The 11,113-nt window shown below is 41.3% G+C and carries 11 protein-coding genes; 5 read left to right on the top strand and 6 right to left on the bottom strand.

Going from position 1 to position 11,113, the window contains the following annotated elements:
- Positions 1-3 precede the first annotated feature (3 nt).
- The 4 genes from AB4Z29_RS16700 to AB4Z29_RS16685 all read right to left on the bottom strand — a co-directional run bounded on the left by AB4Z29_RS16700 (position 4) and on the right by AB4Z29_RS16685 (position 4,399).
- Positions 4-1,110, bottom strand: a complete 1,107-nt coding sequence (locus AB4Z29_RS16700) for a GerAB/ArcD/ProY family transporter (protein WP_441944173.1) — start codon at positions 1,108-1,110, stop codon at positions 4-6.
- Between the two features lie 281 nt (positions 1,111-1,391).
- Positions 1,392-3,071 carry a ribonuclease J gene (locus tag AB4Z29_RS16695; RefSeq protein ID WP_441944172.1) on the bottom strand — a complete coding sequence of 560 codons (1,680 nt, stop codon included), beginning with the start codon at positions 3,069-3,071 and terminating at the stop codon, positions 1,392-1,394.
- A 105-nt stretch (positions 3,072-3,176) separates the two neighbouring features.
- Positions 3,177-4,031: a manganese catalase family protein gene (locus AB4Z29_RS16690; RefSeq protein WP_441944171.1), complete on the bottom strand. Its 855-nt coding sequence runs from the start codon at positions 4,029-4,031 to the stop codon at positions 3,177-3,179.
- 23 nt (positions 4,032-4,054) lie between these two features.
- Positions 4,055-4,399 (bottom strand): AMP-dependent synthetase and ligase, encoded by a 345-nt coding sequence (locus tag AB4Z29_RS16685; protein WP_441944170.1) that lies wholly within the window; start codon positions 4,397-4,399, stop codon positions 4,055-4,057.
- 300 nt (positions 4,400-4,699) lie between these two features.
- On the opposite strand from AB4Z29_RS16685, the gene AB4Z29_RS16680 reads away from it, so the two are divergent.
- Entirely contained in the window at positions 4,700-5,323 is a 624-nt protein-coding gene (locus tag AB4Z29_RS16680) for a LysE family translocator (protein WP_441944169.1), read from the top strand.
- Here the strand turns inward: AB4Z29_RS16680 and AB4Z29_RS16675 are convergent.
- Entirely contained in the window at positions 5,320-6,657 is a 1,338-nt protein-coding gene (locus AB4Z29_RS16675) for a GerAB/ArcD/ProY family transporter (protein WP_441944168.1), read from the bottom strand. The genes AB4Z29_RS16680 and AB4Z29_RS16675 overlap by 4 nt on opposite strands.
- 299 nt (positions 6,658-6,956) lie before the next feature.
- Here AB4Z29_RS16675 and AB4Z29_RS16670 point away from each other — a divergent pair, with 299 nt between their 5' ends.
- Complete coding sequence (locus AB4Z29_RS16670) at positions 6,957-7,118, top strand: hypothetical protein (RefSeq protein WP_441944167.1); 162 nt, start codon at positions 6,957-6,959, stop codon at positions 7,116-7,118.
- A 119-nt stretch (positions 7,119-7,237) separates the two neighbouring features.
- Here the strand turns inward: AB4Z29_RS16670 and AB4Z29_RS16665 are convergent, their stop codons facing one another.
- Positions 7,238-7,480, bottom strand: coding sequence for a WGxxGxxG family protein (locus tag AB4Z29_RS16665; RefSeq protein ID WP_441944166.1), 243 nt, complete (start codon positions 7,478-7,480; stop codon positions 7,238-7,240).
- 267 nt (positions 7,481-7,747) lie between these two features.
- Between AB4Z29_RS16665 and AB4Z29_RS16660 the strand changes: the two genes are divergently transcribed.
- From AB4Z29_RS16660 to AB4Z29_RS16650, 3 genes are all read left to right on the top strand, one after another.
- Entirely contained in the window at positions 7,748-8,887 is a 1,140-nt protein-coding gene (locus AB4Z29_RS16660; RefSeq protein ID WP_441944165.1) for a zinc-dependent alcohol dehydrogenase, read from the top strand.
- 224 nt (positions 8,888-9,111) lie between these two features.
- A complete protein-coding gene (locus AB4Z29_RS16655; RefSeq protein ID WP_441944164.1) occupies positions 9,112-9,723 on the top strand; it encodes a TetR/AcrR family transcriptional regulator in 612 nt (203 codons plus the stop codon).
- A gap of 7 nt (positions 9,724-9,730) precedes the next feature.
- Complete coding sequence (locus tag AB4Z29_RS16650) at positions 9,731-10,354, top strand: GNAT family N-acetyltransferase (RefSeq protein ID WP_441944163.1); 624 nt, start codon at positions 9,731-9,733, stop codon at positions 10,352-10,354.
- The last annotated feature ends 759 nt before the right edge of the window (positions 10,355-11,113 follow it).

Here is an 11,113-nt window from a genome sequence, read left to right as displayed (position 1 = left end):
AGGTCAAACGCGATGAGAATGGCTTAAACGCTTCTTAATCACATGTATGAATAGGAGAAGCAACGGGATTATAACGACTAAAATAGGTAAAATAATGTTCACGACGAATATTCCTTCATGCTTATGCTCGGGGAAGCTCCAAGCAGATTGTACCGATAGAAGGAAAATGATGATGCCTATCGGATAGGCAAGCTTTCGTTTCTCCGATATACGGAATATATCAGCTGTCATGGCGGAAGCCGCATATGCATAGACGCTCATTTTGAAAAACACTCCAATGATGAGAGCGAGAATGACCAATGCATCTAGTCGCTGGAGAAATTCCACTAATTCCACCGTAGTGATGGTTGTGAATAACGGAAAGGCTGATCGTGAATAGAAGTCCGAGCCAATGACTGAAACCTCCATTGCATGAGTCAGGCTGAGAAGAATTGTACTGACAACGATGGCCATTATACCTGTTCTAGTTGCGATTTTCTTTTGCTTTAAATGTGGTAAAATGGTTGTGAAACAAATTAGTTCACCGAATGGGAACATGAAAATGTTAGGGTAGGCTTTTTTAATTGTTGAAGCCCATCCTTGGCCTAATGCTGGAAGCAGGTTCCTTAGTTCGATCGCACCTGATAAAATAACGGCAAGGTTGCTAAAAACACCTAACAAAAGCATGATAATGATAAAAATTTCAGCTAAACGAAGCAGCACGTTAATTCCTTTATAGAGCATGTATATAACCGCAATGATCATGGTTGCATGGACAACGGTTATTGGAGTTTGATCATATGAAGCTGAAATCAGAAGATCGCCTGCCTCCCGCAAATTGCGAGAGCCATTATAAATGAAAAAAACGACATAAAACAAACTAATCGGCCAGCCGAGATATACCCCTAAAATTTTTCGTATATAACCGCTTAAAATTAATGACGGGTACTGCTTATAAAAATAAACAATGAGTACATACAGGATGATCCCCCCAGGCATAGCTAGCAAAATCGATAACCACGCATTCCACCCATTCCCTAAGCCGATCGGAATGACCAAGGCGGTTCCGAATTCAAATAAGATGATGACAGCAAATAACTGAGTGGGAGTAATCGCAGATAGTTTAGACATGGCATTCTCCCCTTTACTTGGACTTTTCATTACAATGTTAGTACTTTCCAAAAAGCCGTTTTTTTATCAAAAATGCGCTTGGCGAAAACGATTGGCAGGAGTAGAACATGACTATGAAAACGGAGATATGAAGAAAGCTACACTATTTTGCAATAAAAATATCCCCACCAAGGATCACCCTACCTTCATGTAATAACATGAAGTTTTTTTGAGTGTCTACTTAAAGGGGATAATACCATTCCTCAGAATGAAGCAATGGAATTTGAAATTTAGAGAATTCATTACACTTCAATGATAATTGGTAAAACCATGGGCCGTCTTTTTGTTTTTGCATAAAGCAGCTTGCTTGTAGATTCCTTAATACGATGTTTTAATATAGACCATTTGCCGTCGTTTCCATTTTCCTGTAAGTCAGCAATGGTTTTCAGTACGAGTCGACCAACTTCGCCTAATAATGCTTCGGATTCTCTAACGTATACGAAACCTCGGCTAATAATATCAGGCCCGGATAGAATGGAGCCTTCTATACGACTAAGTGTGACAACAACAACAAGGATGCCATCCTCGGCAAGATGTTTTCGATCGCGCAATACAATATTTCCGATGTCGCCAATGCCCAAACCATCAACTAGCGTATTGCCTGCGGTAACTTTTCGAGTTTGCTGTACATGATTTCCAGATAGGTCAAGGACATCTCCGTTATTCATAATATATATATTATCCTTCTCTACCCCAACAGACTCCGCAAGTAAGCGATGCTGGTATAACATGCGATATTCTCCGTGGATAGGGATGAAATAGGTTGGTTTCATTAGCGTAAGCATAAGCTTAAGCTCTTCTTGGCTGCCGTGACCGGACACATGCATGCCTGTCGCTGCACCTGACCCATGAATGACATGAGCCCCAAGCATATAGAGATGATCTAGCATGCCGGCAACGTTCTTTTCATTACCTGGAATGGGTGATGACGCGAGAATGACGGTATCACCAGGAGAAATTTCTGTATGTGGATAGGTGGAGCTAGCGAGCCGCGAGAGAGCAGCCATCGGTTCACCCTGACTTCCCGTACACAATACCGCAACTTTTTCTCTCGGGAGCAGATTGGCCTCTTTTGATTCAACGAGCATGCCTTCGGGAATGTGGATATAACCAAGCTCCTGAGCAATAGAGACCACGTTGATCATACTGCGACCAAGCAGCAGGAGCTTGCGGTTTGTTAGAATGGCAGCATCTACAACCTGCTGCAAGCGATTGATGTTGGAAGCGAAGGTGGACAGAAATATTTTATTTGTTGCTTTCTGGAAAGCATCTGTAATTTTTTCGCCTACCAATCGTTCAGAAGGAGTGAATCCTGGCCGCTCGGCGTTCGTGCTCTCGGATAACAAAACAAGTACTCCTGCTTCACCTATTTTCGCCATCTTATGAATGTCTGGGAATTGTTTATTGGAAGGGGATAGATCGAATTTGAAGTCTCCCGTATGAACGACCGTACCTTCTGGCGTCTGTAATGCGATACCAACACAGTCTGGAATGCTATGATTTGTACGGAAAAAAGAAAGCTGAAAGCTTCTTCCTAGCTCAATAAATGAGTCTGTTTTAATTTCATGAAATACGGTTCCTTTGAGATGATGTTCTTTTAGCTTTCCCTTGACTAAACCGAGTGTAAGACGAGTTCCATATACGGGAATATTCAGCTGTTTCAATATATAAGGAATTCCTCCGATATGGTCTTCATGTCCGTGCGTGATCACCAAAGCGCGTACTTTTTCTTGATTTTCAATCAAATAAGTAATGTCAGGGACGATTAAATCTATGCCGGGCAGACTCTCGTCCGGAAATTTAGAGCCGCAGTCAATGACAATGATGTCGTCAGCGTATTGGATGACATACATATTCTTTCCGATTTCAAATACGCCGCCAAGCGCAAAAATGGATAGTTTATTCAGCTCTTTATTATTCATATAAGACAAACCTCCGCATCATTGGTGAATGGCTATAAGAAATAGGAAAAAACCCTGCTTTTCAACAGGGTTTTTCCTATCTGGAAGCAGCTTTCATTCTAAAATCTAAGCATTTAAATCGTAAAGACCTGGACTATGTTCACTCGGAAGATCAGGCAGATAAGGTAGTGGGAAACCTTCTGGTGGGGGAATCACCATTAACTCTCCTTCATTCCTGCTTGGTGTTTGACCACTGAATATTTCGCCTATCCTTGTCGAATCCATACGGAAGTTGAATTGTGCGTTATGATAGCCCAACTCTACATATTTCCGACATTCCGGATATTTATTAATATCATAATTTGGGATTGGAAACAGGTTGCCCCAATCGACGCCAAGTGTCTCTAATGCTTTAGCAAATGCATTTTGATGTGAGTTATCTCGCACCATGAGAAACGCTAATGTCTCACGGAACGTTTTATTGGAGCTCATTTCATAAATACGAGATTTTTGAAGAACTCCGGTAGACTCCAGTACGACGTTGTCTAGTAAATCACTGATTAGATTGCCGTGGTTATACACGTAATTGCCAAGCCAAGGATTACCAGCAGCATCTACTGGTAGCGAGCTTTGTGCACCTACTATGTAATGATGTGGATTGGCATGCTTTACTGCTTCATCGAGTGGGGCAGCGTCCACTCCCGCATTACCAGGCTGCTCCTCGCCTGAGCCGTTCAGTAATTGGTTAATCGTATGCTGAACGAGCTCAACGTGACTAATTTCTTCGAGAAAAACACCGCGGATTAAATCCCGATACTGTGTTGCTTTTCCGCGGAAATTGCTGCTCTGGAAAAAATATTGCATCATGGTGCGCATTTCGCCAAACTGACCGCCGAGCGTTTCCTGAAGTACTTTTGCAGCGGCCGGATCAGGTTTGTCTACAACGATTTGATTAATTAAATCCTCTTTATAGAAATACAAGCTATTCCCTCATTTCTACTTCATTAATGCGAATAGTTGTTAAATCCTTGGGGTTGTTGATTGTTCATAGTTGAATACGACGGGATTTGTGAATGGGAGGACTGGGACACTTGGTTGCAGATGTTTGAAATTTGTTGTAATTGCTGTAGAGCGGTTTGATGGCCTTGCAGTGCGGTTTGTATGATTTGAGCGGCTTGCTGTTCACGCTGCGCAATTTGTTCAAGCGCTTTGGCATTATTAAGTTCTTGGGTTAGCAATTGTTGGTATTGACCTGATGCTTGCTGAGTTTGATTCATCAATTGCTGGATAAGCTGTTCAGCGTGAGCAAGTTGCTGCGAAATCTGATTGTTTGACTGAAACTGGTTCATTTGAATTCCTCCTGTTGAATATCTTGGATTTTTTTGACCTGATTAGATTGTCTCAAAGGAAGATAGAATATTCATTTATATTGAGCAAAATTGTTTAAGCCCACCTCGATCACATTACCTCACTTGCAACCTTTGCAGAGGCTTGGCTGCCTAATTTTGGAAGTAATTTCGATTCTTCTTTCATAATAATCACTCCCAAATAGAATAAGTTCACTTTAGGTTCAGAATGTTCTAGTGCAGACAAGTTCCCCATAGGATGTACAAGTAGTCTATATCTACTTTAAGGGGTGTCCGCCGTTTATGAACATTTTTATAAGTTATATTTTACTCGGAATATCGTTGGCAGCTCCTATTGGTCCGGTCAATGCGGCTCAGCTTGAAAAAGGGATTAAACATGGTTTTTTTCATGCGTGGCTGATCGGTTTAGGAGCAATGGCTGCTGACGCTATATTTATGCTGCTCATTTATTTCGGTCTCGCTCATTTCTTAGATACGCCGTTCGCTAAAACTTYTCTATGGCTGTTTGGCGGCTTTATACTCATTTATACAGGAGTGGAGAGTTTTAAAAAAAAGCAGCTTTCCCTTTCGGAAAAACGCTCCTTGGAGTCGCACGCCAAGTCCTTTTACTCTGGCTTTTTCATGACTTTCTCAAATCCAATCAGCATCTTATTCTGGCTTGGAATATACGGGTCTATTCTTGCCAAAACCGCTGAGCAATATGGTACGTTGGAGCTTCTGCTGTATAGTTCTGGAATATTCATCGGACTTATGCTATGGGATATTGCCATGGCTTCGCTCTCCAGCATCTTTCAAAAGTTTTTGCATGAAGGCATTCTCATGCTGATTTCTCGTTTAGCAGGCACATGCCTAATATGCTTTGGCCTTTATTTTGAATGGCAGGCGATTAACGAGTTGTTTTTTTAATTCCATCGCTTCCGCAAGAAAAAGGTTACAGTACCAATGATTGTCACGAACCCAAGACTTATGAAGAAACCCGGTCTTGTTATTTGATCGAACAACGTGCCTACAACTGCAGCAAGCAGAAGCACTATTGCGATATACGTTTGTCCCCGTCCCCACGCACTTAGCTTCAACAGCTTATGCGATGCGCATAAAATATACAGCCATGTATATAGGAGCATGAGTCCGCCTGCAGTCGTGATATACTCATACACCTTATTGGGCAGTAACAATGCAATGGTGATCGAAATGATCATTCCCGTTATCGTTAATCCAAGGGAACCAGAAGGGAAATGGCGTTTCTTTGTTTTTCTGGCAAACAGTTTCGGTGCATCTCCCTCATCCGCGATCATCGACATGACGAGTGTAACAGAATAAAGGGACGCAACCAGTCCTGAGAAACCCGCTATTATCAGTACGCCATTAAATATATGGACCAAAATGTGATAGTTTAAATCCTTTAAGGCAGATACGAACGGACTCTCCTGAGTCGTAATTTGCTCAATTGGGGTAACTAGCATGACCAAGCCTATAGAGACAATAAAAAGCAATGTTATCGTAATCAGCATAAATCGACCGGATTTGGGGGCATCTTGGGGATTTTTTAGTTCCGCTGCCATTATTCCCATGACTTCAATACCGGAAAAACAAAAAAAGACATAGATTAAGCTTGTCCATAGCCCCATCGGACCGCCCTTGAAAACATCTTGAAAGTTTTTGGGTGTGTGCATATGCGCATTATCTGTACCGAGTACGCCTGGTATAACGAGGCAGGCTAAAATGATAAACATAACAATAGCTGCCAGCTTGACGATGGCCAGCATATTAACGGTTTTCTCAAACCAAGCGGAACCAAGTAAGACGACCCCAACGCCAAGAGCAGCGTATCCACTTGTTAAAATCCACAATGGTATATCAGGAAACCAAAACTTCGTGAATAAACCGATTGCCGTCAATTGGCTACCGAGGATGAGCATTTCGGAGGACCAATATACCCAACCATGGCTGAAACCTGCCCAATGGCCAAATGCTTGTTTGGAATAAGTTCGAAATGAACCCTTCTCCGAGTGTTCTGCGAACATTTTAGCCAACGCTTGAAAAACTAAAAAAGTTCCCACAGCAGCAAGGATAAAATTGATAATAACCGAAAATCCGCTTTTTTCGATAGCTAAACTAGATCCCAGCAGAAATCCAGTTCCCGTTGTTGTTCCTAACCCGAATAAGGTCAGCTGCCACCAAGACATGTTGCCTTTCTTCTTTTCTGTTTCTTTAGGCTGATCTGAAGCGGAATCGTTCATTCTTTGTGACCCCTTGTTTATTCGTATTGGGATATCGTCATTCAATCGAATGACATTTCCATTGTGATAAGCATCTGCAATGCATCTACTTTAACTAATAATGGATTCAATCATACATTTGTAAGATGAGTAAATAGTGGAAGAATATTAAACTAATCGCATAAACATAAATTTGTTCTTATTATATGGATAGCAAATAGGATGTAAACTCAAAATGAAACAAATCCATGAATTGTATAATTCTTTTCGAAATACACAATCTAGATGTAACGTTTTACGGAAAGGAGGTTATTAAAAAAATGGAAAATGATAATAACAAGCATGATCGTACCGATAATAATGGACAGCGCCAGAATAAAGTGAATGGCGGCGAGTTTCGCAATGGGCGTTTAAGCCAGATTAAGAATAATAATCCTAATGGTGAAGCTGTGCAAAATGAGTTTCTAAGTGAAAAAGAATAATAGGCAGCAGGTCATTTTGTTTTGTTCCTGTCGCTCGACAAAAACAGCAGCCGATAGATAATCGGCTGCTGTTTTTTCTTTGAACCATTCGTTAATACACCACTCTGATAGACCAAGCGTTATGCACGTTCGCGGTCACGGTCATGAGCGCGGTTTCTGGCACCAGCTAAGCCCAGAAGACCTAAAAGACCGAGCCAACCCCAATCAAAGCCATCATCATCTGTTGCTGCATTCGTTCTGTAATTGTTTGCGTTCATCGTTGTTCCGTTGTTGGAACGATCCATGTTGTCAGCTGATGCTGGTACAGCAGAGCACATCATCAAACAGCCGATGAAGCCAATGACTACTATTAATTTCTTCATGTGCATGCTCCAATCATATTTAGAGTGTTAAACAACTTTATTTTTTGTTGCTATACGTATATTTATACGCAAATGTTAGTACCATTTTTTTAAATCTGGGTTGTTTATTATTTCATCATTAAACTCACTCACACAAAGAGCGGTATATAAAGTTTGCAACGCCGCAGAGCGATATTTGAATCATTGCTTCAAATGATGAAAACAAGAGTAACTTTTTTACTAATGGGTAAAAGTATGTCCATTACGTTCTAAGTAGGAGGTTGATTTATGAAGGCAGTTACATTTCAGGGAGTAAAAGATATTCAGGTGAAGCAGGTTGAGGATCCCTCAATCAAGAAGAAAGATGATATTATAGTCCGGATCACTTCCACTGCTATATGTGGGTCTGATCTTCATATTTATCAAGGTGCATTGCCCACTCACAAAGATTATGTCATCGGTCATGAGCCTATGGGTATCGTAGAAGAAGTTGGTCCGGAAGTGACCAAAGTTAAAAAGGGTGACCGCGTCGTCTTGCCATTTAATATTTCATGTGGTTCTTGCCACTATTGCAAGCATGATCAAGAAAGCCAGTGTGATAACTCTAATCTAAATCCTGCCATAGATACAGGCGGCTATTTTGGTTTTACGGAACGATACGGGAATTATCCGGGTGGACAAGCAGAATTTCTACATGTACCTTATGGGAATTTCATGCCCTTTGTAATTCCTGACTCCTGTGAGCTTGAAGACGAAGCTTTGCTCTTCTTGTCAGATGTTCTGCCAACTGCATATTGGAGTGTAGAAAATTCCGGTGTAAAGAGTGGGGATACCGTTGTTGTTCTTGGCTGCGGACCGATCGGTTTAATGACGCAGAAATTTGCATGGATGAAGGGTGCTAAAAGAGTTATTGCGATAGATAACCTTACTTATCGTTTGAATCGCGCCAAACAGATGAACCATGTTGAAACGTATAACTTTGAAGAGCATGATGATATGGGTGAATATATCAAAGAAATTACTCAAGGTGGAGCGGACGTAGTCATTGACGCTGTTGGCATGGATGGCAAAAAGTCCGTTATTGAAGCCATTGAACAGAAGTTGAAGCTACAAGGCGRCACCCTCAGCCCGATTCAAATTGCTCTCAAGGCAGTTAGGAAATTCGGAACAATCCAACTTACCGGGGTCTATGGTTCTTTGTATAACATGTTTCCGCTCGGTAACATTTTTGAAAGGAACATTACTTTGAAGATGGGGCAAGCACCGGTCATCCATTTTATGCCGTTGCTTTTTGAAAAGATAACAGCAGGAGAATTTGATCCCACGGAAATCATTACACATCGTATTCCGTTAGAAAAGGCAAGCGATGCCTATCAAATATTCAATGACCATGAGGACGAATGTATTAAGGTAGTCCTAAAACCATGATTGCATAACTTTATGTGGATTTATGATTTCGAAAGTTAAACACATTAGCGATCGAGATGATATGAGAAACCCGGCCTCGTGAGGTCGGGTTTTAATTTTTTATTCATATTAAGAATTGAAATAAACGATAGGCGCAGATTTCACTAACTGGATTTGAATATTGTAATTCCATCCTTCATATTATATAATGAGTAAATACTCATTCATTAAAAGGAGCGGATCGTTTGCCTCGCAGCAAGGAACAGTTTGAAGAAATGCGCAATGCCACTAGGGAAAAAATCCATTCAGCTGCAATGCAGTTATTTGTTCATCAAGGTTTCGGTTCGACGAATGTTCAAGATATCGCGGATACGGCTGGCATTAGTATTGGGCTGCTTTATCGTCATTACAAAACGAAGGATCAGTTATTTAACGAATTGGTTGCCTTCGCGGTCGAAGGATTGAAACGCAATATTACTTTCTTTGAATCCAATCAATCCCCTAAAATGTTAGTGGAACAATTTGTCGACGAAGTCTACACGGACATGATCAACGGGGAGGAACTAGCCCATTTACTGATCCTTATTAATCAATCGCTGTTAGCTGGAGCTGCCACAGCCTCAGAACATAATGAAGAGATCCGTCAGGTAAATGCCAGGCTGCTTGATTCTACGGCAGAGCTCATTTCCAAGGGGCAGCAGCTTGGGGAATTTTACTCGGGTGATGCGAAGGAATTGGCTTGCCTTTTTTATGCATCGATTCAGGGTTTAGCTCAGATGAAAGTATTACTAAAGAGCAATTTCACCATGCCCTCTCCAGCTATCCTTACCGCATTTCTATTGAAGGAAAGGAAGTGATCATGTCATGATTGACGTGGTTAGAGCCGATCAAGCTGAATTTGATGTAAGGCAAGGAATATCTGAAATATTCGCCGAGGGATTCACACAGTGGCTTGGTTTTTTCTCTAAGGACCCCAAAAGGATTGCTGCAGCCTTCGCCCATATATTCGTTTTGGATCAATTTTATGTGGCGTTATACAAGGGGCAAGTGGTTGGAATGTCTGCTTGTACGGATGGAGCTTCACTGTCGGTTAAACTGGATAAAAAGGAACTTCGTAAACATTTAGGCTTATATAGAGGCACTATGGCCGGTATTTTTTTGAAAAAAGAATTTGAAACGATCGTTGTTCATCCTGCACCTAGTATAGGCTCCATTGAATTTGTAGGGACAGCCGCCGAATTCAGGGGGCAAGGCGTCGCTTCGCAAATGATTCGTCATATCCTTGAGCATACATCATATGAGGTTTATTTGATTGAAGAAGTCGCCGATACCAATATTCCAGCCATAAAACTCTATAATAAATTAGGTTTTGTAGAATACAAACGCAGGCAAATACCAATTAAACGGGCAAAGAAAATCGGGATCAATTACCTTGTAGCATTGAAATATTCGAAACATGCGGATGAGATAAGCTATTTCGTTGACTAGATTTTAGACTTCTAAAATGAAGCATTCTCATGGAGTTAACGGACAGATTACTGCAAGAAATCATTTGAAAAAAAGCAGGCTTTGTGCTATTGTTTTATCCATCATAATATGCGATGAAGAGAAAAAAATATGAAGGCTCTTATGTCCAGAGAGCAAAGGAAACGCTGAAACCTTTGCCATAATCCCTTTGTATGATGTCGTCTCGGAGCTTTTGATCGAAAGTTGAATCGAGATTTGGTTCAATGAGTAGTCTCAAACGGAATGGCACACGTTATCGTGCTGTAGGTAAGGAAAGCCTTACCTCATGAGGCCGGAATCGCAAGGTTCTTGGCAAAACAGGGTGGTACCACGAAAATCTTCCCCTTTCGTCCCTTCAGTTATGACAGCTGCTTTCTGTCTACTGAGGACGAGAGGGGTTATTTGTTTTTATAATGTAAAAGCGATGAAGAGAAAAAAATATGAAGGCTCTTATGTCCAGAGAGCAAAGGAAACGCTGAAACCTTTGCCATAATCCTTTTGTATGATGTCGTCTCGGAGCTTTTGATCGAAAGTTGAATCGAGATTTGGTTCAATGAGTAGTCTCAAACGGAATGGCACACGTTATCGTGCTGCAGGTAAGGGAAACCTTACCTCATGAGGCCGGAATCGCAAGGTTCTTGGCAAAACAGGGTGGTACCACGAAAATCTTCCCCTTTCGTCCCTTCAGTTATGACAGCTGCTTTCTGTCTACTGAGGACGAGAGGGGTTATTTGTTTTTAA

The sequence above is a fragment of the Paenibacillus sp. 2TAB23 genome (assembly GCF_052115165.1).
Taxonomy (GTDB): Bacteria; Bacillota; Bacilli; order Paenibacillales; family Paenibacillaceae; genus Pristimantibacillus.
The sequence above is the reverse complement of the archived record's forward strand: the minus strand, read 5'-3'. Positions and strand labels throughout refer to the sequence as shown.